21 protein-coding genes and 2 tRNA genes are annotated in these 19,469 nt (G+C 66.5%); 13 read left to right on the forward strand and 10 right to left on the reverse strand.

Features of this window, described 5'->3' with window-relative positions; all coding sequences use genetic code 11:
* Positions 1-32 precede the first annotated feature (32 nt).
* The gene (locus tag MST3598_RS09110) at positions 33-1,217 is read right to left on the reverse strand and encodes a ferrochelatase (RefSeq protein WP_029259195.1); all 1,185 of its coding nucleotides are present in this window, start codon (positions 1,215-1,217) and stop codon (positions 33-35) included.
* A gap of 179 nt (positions 1,218-1,396) precedes the next feature.
* On the opposite strand from MST3598_RS09110, the gene pepN reads away from it, so the two are divergent.
* The 5 genes from pepN (at position 1,397) to MST3598_RS09135 (ending at position 8,887) form a co-directional block, all read left to right on the forward strand.
* Positions 1,397-3,949, forward strand: coding sequence for an aminopeptidase N (pepN, locus tag MST3598_RS09115; protein WP_029259194.1), 2,553 nt, complete (start codon positions 1,397-1,399; stop codon positions 3,947-3,949).
* Positions 3,950-4,103: 154 nt separating this feature from the next.
* Entirely contained in the window at positions 4,104-5,174 is a 1,071-nt protein-coding gene (locus tag MST3598_RS09120) for a mechanosensitive ion channel family protein (protein WP_442922152.1), read from the forward strand.
* On the forward strand, positions 5,171-5,620 hold the full coding sequence (locus MST3598_RS09125; RefSeq protein ID WP_029259192.1) for a globin: 450 nt from the start codon (positions 5,171-5,173) through the stop codon (positions 5,618-5,620). The genes MST3598_RS09120 and MST3598_RS09125 overlap by 4 nt, the downstream gene beginning before the upstream one ends.
* On the forward strand, positions 5,617-7,281 hold the full coding sequence (locus MST3598_RS09130; RefSeq protein WP_029259191.1) for an FAD-binding dehydrogenase: 1,665 nt from the start codon (positions 5,617-5,619) through the stop codon (positions 7,279-7,281). Before MST3598_RS09125 ends, MST3598_RS09130 begins: the two co-directional genes overlap by 4 nt.
* A 133-nt stretch (positions 7,282-7,414) precedes the next feature.
* Positions 7,415-8,887 carry a serine hydrolase domain-containing protein gene (locus tag MST3598_RS09135; RefSeq protein WP_096359538.1) on the forward strand — a complete coding sequence of 491 codons (1,473 nt, stop codon included), beginning with the start codon at positions 7,415-7,417 and terminating at the stop codon, positions 8,885-8,887.
* On the opposite strand, the gene MST3598_RS09140 is transcribed toward MST3598_RS09135, so the two are convergent.
* Positions 8,866-9,531: a hypothetical protein gene (locus tag MST3598_RS09140; RefSeq protein ID WP_029259189.1), complete on the reverse strand. Its 666-nt coding sequence runs from the start codon at positions 9,529-9,531 to the stop codon at positions 8,866-8,868. The two genes, MST3598_RS09135 and MST3598_RS09140, sit on opposite strands and share 22 nt — an antisense overlap.
* 50 nt (positions 9,532-9,581) lie before the next feature.
* On the opposite strand from MST3598_RS09140, the gene MST3598_RS09145 reads away from it, so the two are divergent.
* A complete protein-coding gene (locus MST3598_RS09145; protein WP_021200515.1) occupies positions 9,582-10,472 on the forward strand; it encodes an acyl-CoA thioesterase in 891 nt (296 codons plus the stop codon).
* Positions 10,473-10,553: 81 nt separating this feature from the next.
* On the opposite strand, the gene MST3598_RS09150 is transcribed toward MST3598_RS09145, so the two are convergent.
* The 4 genes from MST3598_RS09150 to MST3598_RS09165 form a co-directional block, all read right to left on the reverse strand.
* On the reverse strand, positions 10,554-11,039 hold the full coding sequence (locus MST3598_RS09150) for an acyl-CoA thioesterase (RefSeq protein ID WP_021200514.1): 486 nt from the start codon (positions 11,037-11,039) through the stop codon (positions 10,554-10,556).
* Between the two features lie 7 nt (positions 11,040-11,046).
* Positions 11,047-12,726, reverse strand: a complete 1,680-nt coding sequence (ettA, locus tag MST3598_RS09155; protein WP_017830677.1) for an energy-dependent translational throttle protein EttA — start codon at positions 12,724-12,726, stop codon at positions 11,047-11,049.
* Positions 12,727-12,789: 63 nt separating this feature from the next.
* Complete coding sequence (locus MST3598_RS09160) at positions 12,790-13,287, reverse strand: DUF6993 domain-containing protein (protein ID WP_029259187.1); 498 nt, start codon at positions 13,285-13,287, stop codon at positions 12,790-12,792.
* Between the two features lie 85 nt (positions 13,288-13,372).
* Complete coding sequence (locus MST3598_RS09165) at positions 13,373-13,879, reverse strand: single-stranded DNA-binding protein (protein ID WP_051671025.1); 507 nt, start codon at positions 13,877-13,879, stop codon at positions 13,373-13,375.
* Between the two features lie 205 nt (positions 13,880-14,084).
* Between MST3598_RS09165 and MST3598_RS09170 the strand changes: the two genes are divergently transcribed.
* A complete protein-coding gene (locus tag MST3598_RS09170; protein ID WP_029259185.1) occupies positions 14,085-14,354 on the forward strand; it encodes a hypothetical protein in 270 nt (89 codons plus the stop codon).
* Between the two features lie 156 nt (positions 14,355-14,510).
* Here MST3598_RS09170 and MST3598_RS09175 read toward each other — a convergent pair.
* Positions 14,511-14,583, reverse strand: a tRNA-Arg gene (locus tag MST3598_RS09175).
* Positions 14,584-14,670: 87 nt separating this feature from the next.
* Between MST3598_RS09175 and orn the strand changes: the two genes are divergently transcribed.
* From orn to MST3598_RS09205, 6 genes are all read left to right on the forward strand, one after another.
* Positions 14,671-15,297, forward strand: coding sequence for an oligoribonuclease (gene orn / locus MST3598_RS09180; RefSeq protein ID WP_029259184.1), 627 nt, complete (start codon positions 14,671-14,673; stop codon positions 15,295-15,297).
* 36 nt (positions 15,298-15,333) lie between these two features.
* A tRNA-His gene (locus MST3598_RS09185) sits at positions 15,334-15,409 on the forward strand.
* 87 nt (positions 15,410-15,496) lie between these two features.
* Positions 15,497-16,126 carry a LysE family transporter gene (locus tag MST3598_RS09190; protein ID WP_029259183.1) on the forward strand — a complete coding sequence of 210 codons (630 nt, stop codon included), beginning with the start codon at positions 15,497-15,499 and terminating at the stop codon, positions 16,124-16,126.
* A gap of 27 nt (positions 16,127-16,153) precedes the next feature.
* Complete coding sequence (locus MST3598_RS09195; RefSeq protein ID WP_029259182.1) at positions 16,154-16,501, forward strand: metallopeptidase family protein; 348 nt, start codon at positions 16,154-16,156, stop codon at positions 16,499-16,501.
* Positions 16,498-16,794, forward strand: coding sequence for an ATP-dependent Clp protease adapter ClpS (gene clpS, locus MST3598_RS09200; RefSeq protein WP_021200507.1), 297 nt, complete (start codon positions 16,498-16,500; stop codon positions 16,792-16,794). Before MST3598_RS09195 ends, clpS begins: the two co-directional genes overlap by 4 nt.
* Positions 16,791-17,288: a DUF2017 family protein gene (locus tag MST3598_RS09205; RefSeq protein WP_029259181.1), complete on the forward strand. Its 498-nt coding sequence runs from the start codon at positions 16,791-16,793 to the stop codon at positions 17,286-17,288. Before clpS ends, MST3598_RS09205 begins: the two co-directional genes overlap by 4 nt.
* On the opposite strand, the gene MST3598_RS09210 is transcribed toward MST3598_RS09205, so the two are convergent.
* From MST3598_RS09210 to dinB, 3 genes are read right to left on the reverse strand one after another with little or no spacing between them, the layout of a single operon-like run.
* Complete coding sequence (locus tag MST3598_RS09210) at positions 17,285-17,866, reverse strand: aminobenzoate synthetase (protein ID WP_029259180.1); 582 nt, start codon at positions 17,864-17,866, stop codon at positions 17,285-17,287. The genes MST3598_RS09205 and MST3598_RS09210 overlap by 4 nt on opposite strands.
* A complete protein-coding gene (locus MST3598_RS09215) occupies positions 17,850-18,167 on the reverse strand; it encodes a hypothetical protein (RefSeq protein WP_021200504.1) in 318 nt (105 codons plus the stop codon). The genes MST3598_RS09210 and MST3598_RS09215 overlap by 17 nt, the downstream gene beginning before the upstream one ends.
* A gap of 37 nt (positions 18,168-18,204) precedes the next feature.
* Entirely contained in the window at positions 18,205-19,461 is a 1,257-nt protein-coding gene (dinB, locus tag MST3598_RS09220; RefSeq protein ID WP_021200503.1) for a DNA polymerase IV, read from the reverse strand.
* Positions 19,462-19,469 lie beyond the last annotated feature (8 nt).

Consider the following 19,469-nt stretch of genomic DNA (forward strand, 5'->3'; position numbering starts at 1 on the left):
CATCCTAGAAGTGCGCGTGCATCACCGAGAGGTCACGGGGCGACACCGGCCGCGGCCGGCTTGAAGCCCGCGCGGATGTTCTCACAGCACCCGGGACGGCACACGTCGAAACCTCCCGGGAGGGACGTGACATGCGCGCGCTCTTCGTTGGGGCGTCCCTGGAGACGCTCTTCGATCAGGTCGACGATGCCCGTCACGAACGCCGGTGACACGCCCGGGGTGGGTGTGCGCGTGAACGCGAGGCCCGCCTCCTCCGCGGCTTCGGCCGCTTCGGTGTCGAGATCCCACAGGACCTCCATGTGATCGCTCATGAAGCCCACTGGTACGACGGCGACGGCCTTGCGACCGCGCTCGGGCAGCTCGCCGATCACGTCGCACACATCGGGCTCGAGCCACGGCTGCGAGGCGGGGCCGGAGCGGGACTGGTAGACGAGTTCCCAGGACACATCGGCGGATGCCGGAACGGTCTGCCGCACGCGGTCCATCACCCAGGCGGCGACGGCGAGATGCTGTGCGGCGTACGCACCGCCTTCGCCCCAGTCGATGTCCCGTGCGCCGGAGCGCTCGGCGTCGGCCGTCGGGATGCTGTGCGTCGAGAAGAGGATCTGGATGTCGGCTGCGGCGACACCCTCGGCGAGGAAGCCTTCGACAGCCTCCCGCACGCCGGTCTCGAACGCTTCGACGAACCCCGGGTGATCGTAGAAGGGACGGATCTTGTCGATCGTCACGGTCTCGCCCAGGCCCGTCTCCTCGAGGATGCGGGCGAAGTCCTCGCGATACTGACGGCAACTGGAGAACGAGCTGTATGCACTGGTGGCGAAAGCCAGGAGGGTGTTGTGACCGTTGCCCGACGCCTCGGTGACGACCTCTTCCAGGTACGGGGCCCAGTTGCGGTTCCCCCAGTAGACGGGGAGCGTGATGCCTCGCTCGACCAGGGCGTTCTCGAGCGCCTGCTTGAGCACACGGTTCTGCCCGTTGATCGGGCTCACTCCGCCGAAGTGACGATAGTGGTGTGCAACCTCTTCGAGTCGTTCGTCGGGGATGCCGCGCCCGCGCGTCACATTCCGGAGGAACGGGATCACGTCTTCCTGACCCTCCGGCCCGCCGAATCCGGCGAGAAGGATCGCGTCGTAGGCGACCGGCGTGGTCACGAAGGGCGCACCGCCGGAGGCAGCAGGCGAAGCAAAGGGAACGACATTCGGCTCGATCGCAGTCACCCCTCCATCCTCCCACCTCGGCGGAGTGCGGGAGTGCGCGCATTCACCGTTTCTATCCGTTTCCGTTCCTTCGTCGCTGCGAGAGGGCATCCGTCGCACTGGCGTAGGCTGTCAGGGTTGCCGTCGGCGCCAACTGCGCCCAGCCCCGGTGACATCCCCTCACCCCTGGGAGTACAGCTGTGCCTGGAGAGAACCTCACCCGCATCGAAGCGCAGGAGCGCCGCGACGTCATCGACACTCAGTCCTATGAAGTCGCCCTCGATCTGACCAAGGGCGCCGAAGTGTTCGGCTCCCGCAGCGTGGTGCGCTTCACCGCGACGCCGGAGGGCTTCACCTTCATCGACCTCATCGCTCGCGAGGTGCGTGAGATCTCGCTCAACGGCGAGCAGTTGGACCCGAACGAGGTCTTCGCCGACTCGCGCATCGCGCTCACCGGGCTGCAGGCCGAGAACGTCCTCGTCGTGGACGCCGACTGCGAATACACCAACACCGGAGAAGGACTGCACCGCTTCGTCGACCCCGTCGACGGCGAGGTCTACCTCTACTCCCAGTTCGAGGTGCCCGACTCGCGCCGCGTGTTCGCGGTCTTCGAGCAGCCCGACCTCAAGGCGACGTTCCAGTTCACCGTGACGGCACCTGCGGCGTGGAAGGTCGTCTCCAACTCCCCCACGCCCGAGCCCATCGTGCACGACGACGACGTCACCGCCACCTGGGGCTTCGAGCCGACCCCGCGCATCTCGTCGTACATCACCGCCCTCGTCGCCGGACCGTATGAATCGACGTTCTCGGAGCTCACGAGCGCCTCCGGCCGTGTCATCCCGCTGGGCGTGTACGGCCGCAAGAGCCTGTGGCAGCACCTCGACGCCGACTACATCTTCGACAAGACGCGCGAGGGCTTCGCCTACTTCGAGTCGAAGTTCGGTGTTCCGTACCCGTTCGCCAAGTACGACCAGCTCTTCGTGCCGGAGTTCAACGCCGGCGCCATGGAGAACGCGGGAGCGGTCACCTTCACCGAGACCTACGTCTTCCGCAGCAAGGTGACGGATGCTGTCAAGGAGCGCCGCGTCGTCACGATCCTGCACGAGCTCGCCCACATGTGGTTCGGTGACCTCGTCACCATGAAGTGGTGGAACGACCTCTGGCTGAACGAGTCGTTCGCTGAGTGGGCGTCGACCATCGCCACCGCCGAGGCCACCGAGTGGACCGAGGCGTGGACCACGTTCAACGCCATGGAGAAGACCTGGGCCTACCGCCAGGACCAGCTCCCATCCACTCACCCGATCGTCGCCGAGATCAACGACCTCGAAGACGTGCAGGTGAACTTCGACGGCATCACATACGCCAAGGGCGGTTCCGTCCTGAAGCAGCTCGCCGCCTGGGTCGGCATCGAGGCGTTCTTCGCGGGCGTGTCGCAGTACTTCCAGAAGCACTCCTGGGGCAACACCGAGCTGAGCGACCTGCTCTCCGAGCTGGAAGCCACCAGCGGACGTGACCTCAGTTCCTGGTCGAAGAAGTGGCTGGAGACCGCCGGCGTGAACACGCTCGAGCCGGTCATCGCAGAGGACCACGATGGAAAGATCTCGCGCTTCGCGATCACGCAGACCGCGCCGGCGGACTACCCGACGATTCGTCCGCACCGGCTCGGAATCGGCTTCTACACGCTGACCGACGGTTCGCTCACGCGCACGCACTACCTCGAGGTCGACGTCGACGGCGACCGCACCGAGGTGCCCGAGCTGCAGGGTCTCGCCCGGCCCGACCTCGTGCTGCTCAACGACAACGATCTCGCCTACGCGAAGATCCGCCTCGACGAGAAGTCGCTCGCCACCGCGATCGCGCACCTCGCCGACATCCACGACCCGCTCGCCCGCTCGCTCGTCTGGGGTGCCGCGTGGGATCAGACCCGCGACGCCGAGACCGGCGCCTCGGAGTACCTCGACCTCGTGCTCGGCAACATCGGCCGTGAGACCGAGTCGACGACGGTGCGCACCACACTCGCCCAGCTGCGCACTGCGGCGACGCTGTACGTCACGCCGGCCGACCGCGAGGCGGCGCGGCTGAAGATCGCCGACGGCCTGTGGAGTCTCGCGGAGTCCGCCGAGCCGGGCAGCGACAGCCAGCTGCAGTTCGTCACCGCCTTCGCCAACGCGCTGGTCACCCCGGAGCATGCCGGCATCATCGGGCGTCTGCGCTCCGGCGAGGACACCCTGCCCGGGCTCGAGATCGATGCCGACCTGAACTGGCAGCTCCTCGTGGGCCTCGCCACGATCGGCGCGACGGATGCCGCGACCATCGATGCCGCTCTCGCCGCGGACAACACCGCCAAGGGCGGGGAGTTCGCGGCACAGGCCCGCGCCTCTCTCCCGGACTCGGCGTCGAAGAAGGCCGCATGGGCGTCGCTCATCGAGCGCGATGACGCCCCGAACACGATCGTCCGCTCGGCGGCACTCGGCTTCACGCACCCGGCCGGAGCAGCGGTGCTGAGCGAGTTCGTCCCCGCGTACTTCGACATGCTGCTCCCCGTCTGGGAGTCGCGCACCTATCAGATCGCGCAGTACCTGATCGTCGGGCTCTTCCCGACGGCCCTGGCCGACATCGCCCTCCGCGACGCGACCCGCGGCTGGCTGGCCGCCCACCAGGACGCTGCACCGGCACTGCGCCGACTCGTGCTCGAGAATCTGGCCGATGTCGAACGGGCGCTCGCTGCGCAGGCGCGCGACGCCGAGGACTGATACCGGAGTACATCCGAAACGGAGACCATCTGTCTCGCCCTGGGAGTGTCCACACCACGACACGCCCCGGCTGAGGCAGATGGTCTCCGTTTTCGCGTGCGGCATCCACCACCCAGCCAGTGCAGAGGCCCGATCGCTAGGATCGGTGGTGATGATGATCCCCTCCACGACAGACACTCCCCCCGACCCCGTGCCGCTTCCCGACTGGGTGACGGCGCTGCTCGGCTGGCTCGGAAGCATCGGCATGAGTGCCCTGACTGTGGCGCTCATCATCGCCAGCTGCATAGTGATCGGGCTCATCCTCCGCCTGGTCATCCGGCGCGTCGTGCACCGCATCGTCGACAGCGCCAAGAACAAGGCGTCTGTCGACGACACGCAGGCGCTCGAGCGCTCCCCGCTCGCTGACATGCGCCTGGTACAGCGCACCCGCACCCTCGGGACGATCCTGCAGAACATCGTCAATGTGATGCTCGTCGTGATCGCGATCGTCCTCATCGTGAACGCCCTCAACCCGACGCTCCTCGGCTCGCTGACCCTCCTCACCGCAGCGGTCGGTGCCGGCCTCGGTTTCGGCGCCCAGAACATCGTCAAGGATGTGCTCAACGGGATCTTCATCGTCGCGGAGGACCAGATCGGTATCGGCGACGTGGTCGACCTCGGTCTCGCGAGCGGTGTGGTCGAGTACGTCAGCGTGCGCATCACGCAGGTGCGCGACGTCAACGGAACCCTCTGGTACGTGCGCAACGGCGAGGTCACCCGCATCGGCAACATGTCACAGGGATGGGCACGCTCCATCATCGACATCGGGGTGCCGGCGGACTCGGACCTCGAACAGGTCGAGCACATCATGCTCGAGACCGCGCAGGGCCTGTCGAAAGACCCGAAGTGGCGCACCCGCATCATCGAGAAGCCGGAGCTGTGGGGACTCGAATCCATCGACGGCGATGCGCTCGTCGTCCGCATCGTCATCAAGGCCCGTGCGAATGCGAAGGACGACGTGGCCCAGGAGCTGCGTCGTCGCCTGCGCGCCGCACTGCTCGAGAAGGAGATCGGCGTGCCCCGCATGGTCGACGTCGTGCCGACGGGGCTCGACGGTGCACGTCGTGTCCGCGGCGCGAATCCACCCAGGACTCGGCCGAACGCCGTCACCGGGGTGCCGATCATCCCGGACCGTGGTATCTGGCGCCGCAAGAAGCCGAACGATGACGGGAGCACCCAGAAGTGACGTTCTACGACGAGATCGGCGGGCACGAGACTTTTCGGAGGATCGTTTCGGTGTTCTACCGCGAGGTCGCGCTCGACCCGGTGATGAAGCCGATGTACCCCGAGGAGGATCTCGGACCGGCGGAGGATCGGCTCCGGATGTTCCTCGAGCAGTACTGGGGAGGGCCGACGACCTATGGCGAGACGCGAGGGCACCCGCGACTCCGCATGCGACACATGCCCTTCCACATCGACGCCGATGCCCGCGATCGTTGGCTTCGTCACATGAGGACCGCGGTGGACGAGGCGCAGTTGTCTCCTCTGCACGAAACGACGCTGTGGGACTACCTGGAGCGCGCCGCCTATGCCATGGTGAACACACTCGAGCCTTCCGGCATCGGCCCCGGCCCCGGCGGCCGTCCCACGCTCGAGACCCGCTCACGTCAGGAATCAACGGAGAACTCATGACGACAACGCCCCTGTCCACAGACGTCCTGGTGATCGGATGGGGGTTGGCCGGCCTGGTGGCCGCGGCAGAAGCGCTCGCGGGTGGGAGACGCGTGATCGTCGTCGACCAGGAGCCACGCACGAACCTCGGTGGACAGGCGTGGTGGTCCTTCGGCGGTCTCTTCTTCATCGACTCCCCCGAGCAGCGGCGCTTCGGCATCAAGGACTCCCTGGAACTCGCCACTCAGGACTGGTTCGGAAACGCCGACTTCGATCGGCCGGAGGACGAATGGCCTCGTCGCTGGGCCGAGGCCTACCTGCAGTTCGCCGCCGGCGAGAAGCGCGCATGGCTGAGAGAACGCGGTGTCGGCTTCTTCCCCGTCGTGGGTTGGGCGGAGCGCGGCGGGTACGGCGCCACCGGTCCCGGCAACTCCGTCCCGCGCTTCCACATCACCTGGGGTACCGGTCCGGGGATCGTGGCCCCTTTCGCGGCGGCTGTCGAACAGGGCGAGCGGGAGGGACGGCTCACGGTCCTCCCCCGCCACCGCGTGACGGAACTGCTCGCGGTGGACGGGACCGTCACCGGAGCGCGAGGCGACGTCCTCGCGACGAGCGGATCCAGCCGCGGTGTGCCGTCCTCCCGCGACGTCATCGGCGAGTTCGAGATCACGGCGACGGCGACCATCGTCTCGTCGGGCGGCATCGGAGGAAACCACGACCTCGTCCGCGCAGCCTGGCCGGCGCGCCTCGGTACCGCGCCGGAGCACATGCTCACCGGGGTACCGGCATACGTCGACGGATCGATGCACGGTGTGAGCGAAGCTGCCGGCGCCCGGCTGATCAACGGCGACCGGATGTGGCACTACGTCGAAGGCATCACGAACTGGGACCCGGTGTGGCCGTCACACGGCATCCGCATCCTCCCCGGCCCCTCGTCGCTCTGGCTCGACGCGACCGGTAAACGACTTCCCGTCCCCCTGTTTCCCGGATTCGACACCCTCGGAACGCTGGAGCACCTGCGCACGACCGGTCACGACCACTCGTGGTTCGTCACGTCACGCCAGATCGTCGAGAAGGAATTCGCGCTCTCCGGCAGCGAGCAGAATCCCGATCTCACCGGCAAGGACGTCGGTCTCCTGGTGAGATCGCGCCTGGCCAAGGGACCGACCGGGCCTGTGCAGTCGTTTCTCGACGAGGGCGAGGACTTCATCGTGGAGAACGACCTAGAAACGCTGCTCGAACAGATGCAGCGGCATCCGGGCGGAGAGCTCCTCGACATCGACAACGTCCGGCGCGAGGTGGTCGCCCGCGACCGCGAGATGCAGAACGATTTCACGAAGGACGCGCAGATCGGGATGCTCCGATCGATGCGCAGCTACCGGGGCGACAGACTGATCCGTACCGCCGCACCGCATCGTCTCCAGGATCCTGCGGCCGGACCGCTCGTCGCCGTGAAGCTGCACGTGCTCACGCGGAAGTCTCTGGGCGGAATCAACACCGACCTCGAGGGCCGCGCTCTGAACCCGGCCGGAGAGCCGATCCCGGGGCTCTATGCGGCAGGCGAGGCGAGCGGCTTCGGTGGCGGGGGCGTGCACGGCTACCGGGCCCTCGAAGGCACGTTCCTCGGCGGCTGCCTGTTCTCGGGACGGACGGCGGGGCGGGCAGCGGCACTCGCGGGCTGAGGCACGTTCCGAGAGCACCGGTTCCAGCTTTCCGGATGATGCCGTTCCGGGGATCCCTCCTGTCCGTTCGGGCTACCCCGAAGAAGTGTGTGCGTCACTCGAATCGCTCGGTGTTCGTTCCTACTGTGGGCTCGTGCGCCTCCTCCCCGTTCTCGGTCTCCTGTCCGTTCTGATCCCGGGCATCGCGGTTCCCGCCGCCGCGGCCTCCGGCCCGCTCTCCTCCGACGCCACCGTGCAGGCCTACGTGGATGCGTTCGCGACACCGGGCATAGCTGCGGCGGTGGTCTCTGACGGAGGCGTCGAGCTGATCGTGCGAGGTCGGGATGGGGACGGACGCGCGATCACCCCGCACACGCTGTTTCGGATCGCTTCGATGAGCAAGTCGATGACGGCCACGGCGGTCATGCTGCTCGTTCAGGAAAGGAAGATCGCGCTCGACGACCGGGTAGTCGACAGACTGCCGGAGTTCACCATGGCCGACGAGCGCTATGAGGAGGTCACGATACGGCAGCTGCTGTCGCACACCTCCGGACTCTCCCTGCGAACCAACCCCGAGTTCGCGCTCCCCTCACCACGGACGACCGAGGCGGTCGTGGCGGAGCTTCGCGATCGGCGGCTGGTGGCCGAGCCCGGCGCCCGATTCGAGTATCACAACACCAATTACTCGATCGCGGCGCGCGTCGTCGAGGTCGTCTCCAGCCAGTCGCTGGACGACTTCCTCCGGCAGCGCCTCTTCGTCCCGCTCGGCATGCTCGACACACGGAGCGTCGATGCCTGCGATCAGGCGGTCGACCGACTCGCCCCCGGCTTCTCCGTCGTACTCGGACTCGCCTACGTCATGCCGGAGATGCCCGGACGCTGCGGGGGGAACGGAGGTGTGGTGTCGACGCTCGCCGACATGGTGCGGTGGCTTCGGTTCCAGCAGGGCGATGTCGGAGCGGGCGTCCTGGATCGCACACTGCTCGAGGAGCTCCATGCCTCTCAGCGGGGCGCGGAGTCCTACGCCCTCGGCTGGCAACGCGCCGCTCCGGGCGGAGGCGACGCCCCCGGCTTCGTCTCCCACGGCGGCACATTGGCGACGTTCACCGGTTCGATGGTATTCGCTCCCGAGACGGGCCGAGCGGCAGTGGTGCTGACGAACGGCGTCGGCTCCCCCGGCGAGCTGGTGCAGAACCTGATCGACGGTGCCGGCGGGGTGGCGACGAAGCCGTATGAGAATCCGCTGAACATCGTCAACGGGATCCTGTCGGCTCTCGCCGTGCTCGCTCTGATCCTTCTCCTGGTGACCGCACTTCGTGCTCCGCGGTGGGCGGCGCGGCGACGCGCAGCGCGAAGACCACGCGTCTGGCTTCGTCTGATCCCGCTGACGCTCGTCATCGTGGCAGGCCTGTTCGTCCCGCTCGCACCGGCATTGGTCGGAGGAACGGTCGAATGGCAATACTGGGTATTCGACCTCTGGCTGTTCCCGCTCCTCGACGTTCTCGGGATCGTGCTCGTGCTGGGGGGAATCAGTGCTCTGGTGAGCAGGATCGTCGCGCTCCGAGTCGTGCCGGTCGCGTTACGGGGGCGCCTGCGCGCTTCGCGTCAGTCGAGCACGCCGGTCTGACGCACGCTCGTGAGGCCCGAGGCGACCGGTCCCCGAGAGAGCACATGCCCGCGCCGGAAGGCGAGTCGCGTCCATCGCCCGGATCGAGTCACCGATACCTGCTCCTCGCCGGAGATGAAACCCATCGCGTCCGCGGCGAAGGCGACCCCTCTCGGCAGACCCTCGAGCTCCTCGTCCGGCTCACCCCAGATCGCGGCACGCAGCGCCCGCACGGCTTCTTCTCCGGCGCCCGGCGTCGCGCCTCGGGCGACGGCGGAAATGCCCCACTGTGCTCGTCGGGCCAGCGTCGAGGCGTCGAGGACGGCTGACCGTTCCCATGGACCGCGAGGCGGAGCGATGCCGGCCCAGGCCGGAGAGAGGCCCGTATCCGGGAGGGTCAGGCGATCGGGGCCGTCGGTCTGCGTGAGTTGGTCGACGACGACATCGCACTCGAGTTCGGGGTCGGCATGGACGATGCGCATCGCGAGGATCGTCGGCGTCTGATCGAACAGACCGTGTGGTGCCAGGGCCGCCGTCGTGAGCGCGAGGACTCCCCCCGTCGCCTGCAGTCGTACGCCCTCGTCGCTGATTCTGGCGGCTCGCCCCACGAATGTCAGAACGTCTTTCGCCGTGTCGGCGTCGGCGAGGAGAAGGTGATGCGGCACGCGTTCTAAACTACCAACGGAGCGGCGTCCCGGGGCGCGGAGAGGAATCCATGAGCGCGGAAGAACACGCCATCCAGACCGTCGAGCGACTGCTCGAGGTCCTCGATCTCGATTCGACCCAGGCACGGACCACCGAGGACATCTTCACCGGTTCGTCGCACCCGATGCCCAGCGGGCGGATCTACGGTGGACAGGTTCTCGCCCAGGCGCTCCTCGCTGCGGAACGCACTCTTCCCGAAGATCGGGCGGTGCACTCGATGCATGGATACTTCCTGCGCCCCGGCGATGCGAGTCAGGGCATCACGATCTCGGTCGATCGTATTCATGACGGGCGCTCATTCTCGACACGCCGTGCCCAGGCATACCAGAACGGCGTACCCATCTTCTCGATGATCGCCTCGTTCCAGGATGCGGATCCCGGCGTCGAGCATGCGTCGTCGATGCCCGAGGGCATCCCCGAGCCTGAGGCCCTCCAGCCGGACGAGGACCGTGTACAGGGACTCCCCGGCGGCACGGCGCGGATGCTGAGCGACCGAGCGGCTGATGTCCGCCATGTCGACTCGCCGATGTATCTGCCGAGCGACGATGCCCGCACACCGCAGCAGGCCGTGTGGATGCGCCTTCGCGCGCCGCTTCCGGATGACCAGCGTCTGCACCGCGCAGCGCTCGCCTACCTCAGCGACATGACGATCCAGGAGTCGATTCTTCGCGCGCACGGGGTCTATTGGGCGCTCCCCGGTCTCAAGGTCGCGAGTCTCGATCACGCGATGTGGTGGCACCGCCCTGCTCGCGTGGATGAGTGGCTGCTCTACGTACAGGAGTCCCCCAACGCCCGCGGAGGCCGCGGACTCGCCACCGGACGGATCTTCACACGCGACGGCACCCTGGTGGCGAGTGTCGCCCAGGAGATCATGATCAGGGTTCCCGACGGCCAGGACTGACTTATCCGCTCAGACGCTCGTCGTGCTGCGGGTCTGCCCGGGTGGCCGTGCTCTGGTGCACGCCGGCGGTACGTGTGGCGGTCAGCGGTGGCTGTACTCGATCGATTCGCCGACGTACGGATCCCATGCGTCGCGCATCTCCTGGGTGAGACGGGTGGGACGTCCGGTCTTCGCATCGACGAGCACGATGATCGCCGTTGAGCGGGCGTAGATCTGACGCGGCGCCGCCGTGGGATCGTTGTGCACCTCGTAGCAGACCTCGACGCTGGATCCGCCGAGCTTGCCGAACCACATCTGCACTTCGAGCGGTCGCCGCTGGTAGGGCACCGGCGCGAGGTACTCGATCTCCTGTCGCGCGATGAGGGTGAGGATCCCCTCATCGATACCCGAGTCGAGTACCGCGGTGGATGGTGCCTCTTCGCCGGGGCCTGCACGCCAGAACGCTCGCACACGAGCTTCCTCGAGCAGCTTCAGCATCGAGGTGTTGTTGACGTGGTTGAACGCATCCAGATCGCCCCAGCGGAGCTGGATCGGGATGTGCAGGCGGGGCCCCGGCGTCGCAGTCACGAGGTGCTCAGTCGCGCGTCAGCTTGCGGTGCGTCGAACGGTGCGGCTTTGCCGCATCGGCTCCGAGGCGTTCGATCTTGTTCTCCTCGTACGCCTCGAAGTTGCCCTCGAACCAGTACCACTGGTCCGGCTTCTCGTCGGTGCCCTCGTAGGCGAGGATGTGCGTGGCGATGCGGTCGAGGAACCACCGGTCGTGGGTGATGACCACGGCGCATCCGGGGAATTCGAGCAGAGCGTTCTCGAGCGAGCTGAGGGTTTCGACATCCAGGTCGTTCGTCGGCTCGTCGAGGAGCAGCAGGTTACCGCCCTCCTTGAGCGTCAGTGCGAGGTTCAGGCGGTTGCGTTCTCCACCGGAGAGCACCCCGGCCTTCTTCTGCTGGTCCGGCCCCTTGAAGCCGAACTTCGAGACGTACGCCCTGGACGGGATCTCGGTCTTGCCGACGGTGATGTAGTCGAGGCCGTCGGAGACGACTTCCCACAGCGTCTTGTTCGGGTCGATGTTGGAGCGTGACTGGTCGACGTAGCTGATCTTGACCGTCTCACCGATCTTCAGATCTCCGCCGTCCAGAGGCTCGAGGCCCACGATGGTCTTGAACAACGTCGTCTTTCCCACGCCGTTCGGACCGATGACGCCGACGATGCCGTTCGGCGGCAGGCTGAAGCTCAGGCCGTCGATGAGCGAGCGCCCGTCGAAGCCCTTCTTCAGGTTCTTGGCCTCGATGACGACGCTTCCGAGTCGAGGACCGGCAGGAATCTGGATCTCCTCGAAATCCAGCTTCCTGGTGCGCTCGGCCTCGGATGCCATCTCCTCGTAGCGGGCGAGACGTGCCTTCGACTTCGTCTGGCGACCCTTCGCGCTGGAGCGCACCCACTCCAGCTCCTCCTTGAGGCGCTTGGCGAGCTTGGCGTCCTTCTTGCCCTGGATCTCGAGGCGCTCGCCCTTCTTCTCCAGGTACGTCGAGTAGTTGCCCTCGTAGCCGATCAGGCGACCGCGGTCGACCTCGGCGATCCACTCGGCCACGTGGTCGAGGAAGTACCGGTCGTGGGTGATCGCGATGACGGCACCCTTGTACGCCTGCAGGTGCTGCTCGAGCCACAGCACGCTCTCGGCGTCGAGGTGGTTGGTCGGCTCGTCGAGAAGCAGGAGATCGGGCTTCTGCAGGAGCAGCTTCGCCAGCGCCACTCGACGCTTCTCGCCACCGGAGAGAGGCGCGATCGCGGCGTCTCCCGGCGGGGTGCGGAGCGCATCCATGGCCTGGTCGAGCTGTGAGTCGAGGTCCCAGCCGTCGGCCGCGTCGATCTCTTCCTGGAGCGAACCCATCTCGGCGAGGAGCGCGTCGAAGTCGGCATCGGGATCGGCCATCAGCGCCGAGATCTCGTTGAAACGGTCGAGCTTCGCCTTGATCGCGATACCGTCCTGGATGTTCTCGAGCACGGTCTTCGTCTCGTCGAGCTCCGGCTCCTGCATCAGGATGCCGACAGTGAACCCCGGGGAGAGCTTCGCCTCACCGTTCGACGGAGTGTCGAGACCCGCCATGATCTTGAGGATCGTCGACTTGCCCGCGCCGTTGGGACCGACCATGCCGATCTTGGCCCCGGGGAGGAACGCCATGGTCACGTCGTCGAGGATGAGCTTCTCGCCCACTGCCTTGCGCGCACGAACCATCGAGTAGATGTACTCAGCCACCGAAAACCGCTCCTTCTGTTGGCGTCGAAGATCGACACTCCAGCCTACCGGCCCCCTGGCGTGTCACCAGTCGATCGGACGTGTGGTGCCGACCAGGCATCGCCCTTCGGCGAGTTGCGGGAGGACCGCGGTGACGACCTGCCCGGTGGACGGGCCGACCTGGCCGACCAAGCACTCGTCTTGACCCCACCGCACCGAGAACTGCAGACTCTCCGCCGGGTTGCCGACGGTGGTCTGATCCTGGGTCACCTGCATCGACTCGCGATCGAACCCCGCGCCGATCAGCGCGTCGATGTAGGCACGGCCGGAACCGCGCTGATCTGTCGCCCAGATGCCCTCCGCAGTCGCGGTGAACACCGGCAGGTTGTCCTCTGCGCTGCCGTCGGGAACGAGCACGGGAGCAGACGGCGCCGCCGAATCCGCATCGGGAGTTGCGGAACTCGACGGAGACGCCGTCGGTGCGGGTTCCGGTGCGCAGCCCGAGAGCAGAAGGGCAGAGACGGCCGTGACCGCCAGGACGCCGGCTGCACGCGCCGGTGAGGAGACCGATCGACGAAGCACGTGCCGAGTCTACGTCGCCTTCCTCCCCGCCTCAGCGTGAATCGGCCGACAGCCGGCACCCGACACTCTCGGGAACCGGTGCGCGTCAATCGCTCGCCGTTATCCTCGACGCCGGATCCGCCCACGAGAGGTCGAATGCCGCAGACTCCGACTCTGCGGCGTGTACAGGGGCTCTTTCCTCTGCAGAGTGAGCGCCCGGTGCGTCGGAGCTTGCCTCTGCGATCCCGGTCTGCGGCCGCGGCTGCGGTCGATACGCCGTGGTCCCCCACCGCAGATCGTGACCGATCGCCTCCGCTTCGACATCGACACTTGTGCCATGTTTGCCGTTGCTCTCCCAGTTCCGGATCTTCAGCCGTCCTGTCACGATCACCGCGTCACCCGTCCGCAGGGACGCCTTGGCGTTCTCGCCGAGCTGCCGGAACGCCGCCACCGAGTACCAGTTGGTCCCCGAGTCCGTCCAAGCCTGGGCTGCGGGGTCGAAACGTCGGTGGGTGCTGGCGAGACGGAAGTTGGTGACCGCCACACCTCCTGCGGTCTGCACCTGTGTCGGATCGGTGGCGACTCTTCCCACGATGGTCAGCGTGTCGATCATGTTGCTCGTCCTCTCGTCTCCGGATCCCTTCCGGTCTTTCCAGCGTGCGCCGCCACGACGGAGGTGGAGAGCCCGAAACACGAAGTCGGTGGAGAGACCGAGACAGATGTCCTCTGTGGAGAGAAACCCCCGATGAGGACGAGAGGACTGCGCGCGAGGGAATGTCGGTGGTCGGTCGTATCTTCGAATCACGAAAGGAGCACCGATGTCCGACAGCATGATCACCTCTCTTCCCGAAGTCCCCTTCGCCACGCCTCGACTCTCGTCTCCGCGAGAGCATCTCGTCCGCGCAGCCGATCATCTCTGGAGGGTCCAGGACCAGAGAGAGCATGTCCTCGGACATCTGCGCATCGTCCCGGACCCGCTCGGTGTCCGGTACCGGGCGGAGAGGCTGCATCTCGCAACCGGCGTGTTCCGTGTGGTCGGCGAGTTCTGGCGGGTCGATGACGCTGTCGCGGTGCTGCGCTATTCCTGACGGTGGTCGCCGCCCTCGACGCATGGCGTCGATCCGGGAGAGGTCGCGCTCCGCACATGAGATCGTCTCTCGTCGGATCGATCATCCGTCGGAGCGATCACCCATTGGATCGAACATCCATCGGAGCGAACATTCTCGAACGCCGACACCGTGAAGTGCCCCCGGCAGGATTCGAACCTGCGACCAAGAGATTAGAAGGCTCCTGCTCTATCCCCTGAGCTACGGAGGCGCACGACTCTAGAGTATCGCGGTCGCGCAGACGATTCACGAGTCACACTCCGGCCGGCGATGTCGGGGGCGTCGATAGTATGGCGAGATGGTATCTGCGTCCGAGAATGATCGTCTCGTATGGATCGACTGCGAGATGACGGGACTCGATCTCGCGATCGACGAACTCGTCGAGATCGCCGTCGTCATCACCGACTTCGAGCTCAACCCCATCGATCCCGGATTCCAGGTGGTGATACGCCCCACCGAAGCCGCGCTCGCGCACATGAACGATTTCGTCACGAAGATGCATGAGACATCGGGCCTCATCGAGGAGATCCGCGGTGGCATGTCGCTGGAGGAGGCGGAGTCCCAGACGCTGGCGTACATCAAGCGCTTCGTGCCCCTCGAGCGCAAGGCTCCATTGGCCGGCAACACGATCGGGACGGACCGCATGTTCCTGGCCAAATACATGCCGCAGGTGGATCAGTGGCTGCATTACCGCAATGTCGACGTCTCCAGCATCAAGGAACTGTCGCGACGCTGGTACCCGCGGGTCTTCTTCCAGGCTCCGCCCAAGGACGGAGGGCACCGCGCCCTCGCCGACATCCTGGAGTCGATCCGAGAGCTCCGGTACTACCGCGAGGCGGTGTTCGTCGATGAGCCGGGACCGTCCAGCGACGAAGCTCGCGAGATCGCTGCACGCACGGTGTCCGAGTTCACTCCGAACATGTAATAGACTCGTATGGTTGCCTGCTCCGGCAGGCACATGGTGGGTATAGCTCAGCTGGTAGAGCGCTGGCTTGTGGTGCCGGATGTCGCGGGTTCGAGTCCCGTTACTCACCCCACTGAAGAAGGCCCGAATCGCGAGATTCGGGCCTTCTTCGCGTCTACGCGCGGCTGGTACCCCTCCCCCGACGCCCTAGACTGACGACGTGTCACTCGCGGTCTGGTTCTCGTTGCTGACCGCGTCCGTCGTGATCAGCTTCACGCCTGGGGCCGGGGCGATCAACACGATGTCGAATGCGATGAACCAGGGCTGGCGGCGCTCGATCTGGGGCATCATCGGCCAGCAGATCGCGTTGATCGTCCACGTCGCGATCGTGGCTGCCGGTGTCGGACTCCTGGTGTCACGTTCGGAAGTGCTGTTCAACGGCATCCGCTATGCCGGGGCCGCCTACCTGGTGTTCCTCGGGATCCGTCTCATCCTCGCGAAGCCCGCGGTCGTGGTCGACGACGATCCCCTGCCGGTAGACAGCCGCGAGAGCCACTGGTCGATGATCCGCCGCGGTTTCTGGGTCAATCTCCTGAACCCGAAGGCGATCGTGTTCTTCCTCGCGTTCATTCCGCAGTTCGTCAGGTTGGACGAGCCTCCGCTGCCCCAATACCTCACGCTCATCGTCACCGTGATCGTCGTCGACGTGATCGTGATGTGGGGATTCTTCGCTGCAGCCGCACGTCCGTTCCGTCGACTCACGCGAACCGCACGTGGACAGCGCATCCTCAACACCGTGTTCGGCGCCCTGTTCATCGCGGTGGCCGCGATCCTCGTTCTCCTGCACTGACCTCCCTCGGGCCCTAGGCTGAGGGGGATGGACATGGATGCCGCCGCCTTCGAAGAGCTCGTGATCAATGAGCTCGACCAGTTGCCCGACGACATGGTCGAAGGGTTGGAGAACGTCGTGTTCGTGGTGGAGGATCGGCCGGAGGACGGCAGCCTCGATCTGCTCGGCCTCTACGACGGGCTGGCGCTGACCGATCGGACCCAGTACGGGATGGGCGAGTTGCCCGATCGCATCGTGGTCTATCGCGAGCCGCACCTGGCCCAATGCGAGAACGAGCAAGAGCTCCGCGACGAGATCCACACCACCTTGGTGCATGAGATCGCGCATTTCTATGGCATCGACGACGAGCAGCTGCATGAGATGGGTTGGGCATGACGATCCCCGCCGCAGTTCCCGATCTCGATGAGGCGACCGATCTGAGCGCCGCTCCCCTGGAGCCGTGGCAGGTGGTCGTCTGGAACGACCCCGTCAATCTGATGAGCTACGTGGTCCGCGTCTTCCGCACGTATTTCGGATACTCGCTCGACCACGCGACGACGCTGATGCTCGCCGTGCACCACGACGGACACGCCATCGTGGCGACGGGGCCGCGCGAGACCATGGAGGTCCACGCGCAGGCCATGCATGACTACGGCCTGTGGGCCACGGTCAGGAAGGCCTCACAGTGACCAGGGACGCCGTCATCGTCACGATCACCGGGATCGAGGAGCTCCACCTCGCGAAGCTCGTGGACGACTTCATCGAGCTCCTCGCGACTTCGCGGGAGGTCGGGGACCCCGCCATCGACCGATTGACGCCGACTCCCTACCCCGACGATGCGGACTCCGCCGCCGAGTTCGCCGAAAGCACGAGGGATGATCTCCTCGATCGACGGCTCGTCGATGCGCGCCGGACACGTGGGTCTCTCGGAGACGTCACCGGTGACGACCTCGCCGAGGCAGAAGCGCTGCGGACGCGGGAGATGACCGTGCCCGTGGAGGACGTCGACGCCTGGCTCCGAACGCTCACGGCTATTCGCCTCGTCATAGCCACGCGGCTCGGGATCACGACCGACGAACAGACCGCCACGGATGGGCGTCACGATGTGTACGACTGGCTCGGATACCGTTTGGAACTTCTCATCCAGGCTGCAGACGAAGCGGATGAGGGCAGGAAGCTCTAAGGAACCTCGACGATTCTCGTAGCGAGGGATCGAGGGTCGTCCCGCTCGATGTGTCGGCGTTCCTGTGCGGCCCAACGGTCCCAGTGCGGCCGATAGGCGTCCCCATCGCGTGCCAGGGCACGCGCCTTCCTCGATGTCTCCGCCGACTCCACCCATACCCTGACATCGGCGAGGGCGGCGGACGAGGGGCGGAGGATCCCGCTGCCCTCGACGATGACTCCGAGGGCCGGGTCGACGGCGTGGCTCTCCGCCTCGGTGCGGTCCTCCCAGTCCCATCGCCGCCAGGTGCCGAGATACCCGCGGCCGTGCGGACGGAGGATCCAGTCGAGGGCGCGCTCAGCGCCTTCATCGAGGCCGTCCCAGCCCGGGTAGATGGAATCCAACGCGATGAGCTGTACGTGACCGACCACGGGCCAGCGACGCACCAACAGGGAGGCGAGGGACGACTTTCCCGCACCGCTGCCGCCATCGATGAGCACGACGGGGTTCGCGGCGGCGACGGCACGGACATCCCGCTCGATCAGCGTCGCGGCCTGCTCCAGCGCGGCAGCGACCGGATCGTCACTTCTTGAGGGCACGGATGATGCGAGTGAGCGCCCGTCCGGCGACCCAGACGAACGGCACGGCGACGACGAGCAACGTGACGATGTTCGGCTCGAAGCGCAGACCTTCCTCGCGACGCACGTAGACCCCGACCGGGACGGAGACACCGCCACCGCCACCACCCTCGCCACCGTCTCCGCTGCCTCCGCCGAAGCCCGAGTAGGTGAACGCCACCGGAGTGATGCTCACACCGTCGACATCCTGCGGCTCCCCGTACGCGCTCTTCACGCCGAAGGACGCAGCTTGCTTTCCGAGTTCCAGTGCAATGTTCGGCATACCCCCACGCTAGTCGAGGAACCGCGCGCGCGTGCGATCAATCCAGGCCGTGGGCCTTCGGATGTTGGGCGGCACCGCGACCGTCCCCGCGGCCGATGTGTCGCGCGCGGCTGATCGTCGCTGTGCCGAACCTGGCCATGGCCTCGTCGACTGCCCCCTCGACTCTGCGCCAGTCCTCGTCGTCGTCCCACAGCCCGAGACCGCCGCCGCCGGCCGGACGCAGGTTCTCGGCTCTGACGCCGACCAGACGCACGGGATCGCGTCGGTCGATCTGCTCGAACAGAGCCTGCGCAGCCTCGCCGATGCGCTGCCCGACCGCGGTGGGCTCGCTCAGCGTCTGAGAGCGACTCAGGGTGCGGAAGTCGTCGAAACGGATCTTGATGGCGACGGTCGACGTCTCCCACTCGGCGCGGCGGAGACGTGCGGCGACACGGTCAGCGAGCCGCAGGAGCTCCGCGCGGAGGAACGGACGATCGAGGATATCCGTATCGAAGGTCTCCTCATGACCGATGCTCTTCTCCACGCGCACCGTATCGACGGCGCGCGCATCCTCACCCATCGCGAGCTGAGCGAGGCGCGCGCCCAGGGCGGGGCCGACCGCACGCTCGATCATCTCGCGCGGAGCCTCGCGCACATCTCTCACGGTACGGATACCGCGTGCCTCCAGCGCCTCGGCAGCCTTCGGCCCGACGCCCCACATCGCGCGGACCGGACGTGGCGCGAGGAACTCGAGCGTGTCCTTTGCGGCGACGACGAGCATGCCGTTGGGCTTGGAGATCGTCGATGCCATCTTGGCGACGTGTTTGGTGGCCGCGACTCCGACACTGCAGGTGATGCCGACCTCATCGTGCACACGTCCGCGGATGAGCTCTGCGATGTGTGCAGGGCTGCCCCAGAGCCGTCGCACGCCCTGCACATCGAGGAACGCCTCGTCGACCGACAACGGCTCGACGAGCGGGGTGAACGATTCGAAGATCGCCATCACCTGCCGGGAGACCTCCTGATAGCGATGGAAGTGCGGCGGCACGATGCGCGCGGAGGGACACAGGCGCAGCGCCTGCGATACCGGCATCGCTGCGCGTACGCCGTATCGGCGGGCCTCGTAAGAGGCACTCGAGACGACCGAGCGGCCGTCCGGTGCGCCGATGATCAGCGGAAGCCCCCGGAGCGCGGGATCGTCGAGGACCTCGACAGCCGCGTAGAACGCGTCCATGTCGACGTGGAGGATGCGCGTCCCGGTGTCGTCGGCGTCGGAGGCGGAGACCATCCGTCCCGTGCCGTCACCGTGTCCCATACGACCAT

Source organism: Microbacterium sp. TPU 3598 (genome assembly GCF_002356155.1).
Taxonomy (GTDB): domain Bacteria; phylum Actinomycetota; class Actinomycetes; order Actinomycetales; family Microbacteriaceae; genus Microbacterium; species Microbacterium maritypicum_A.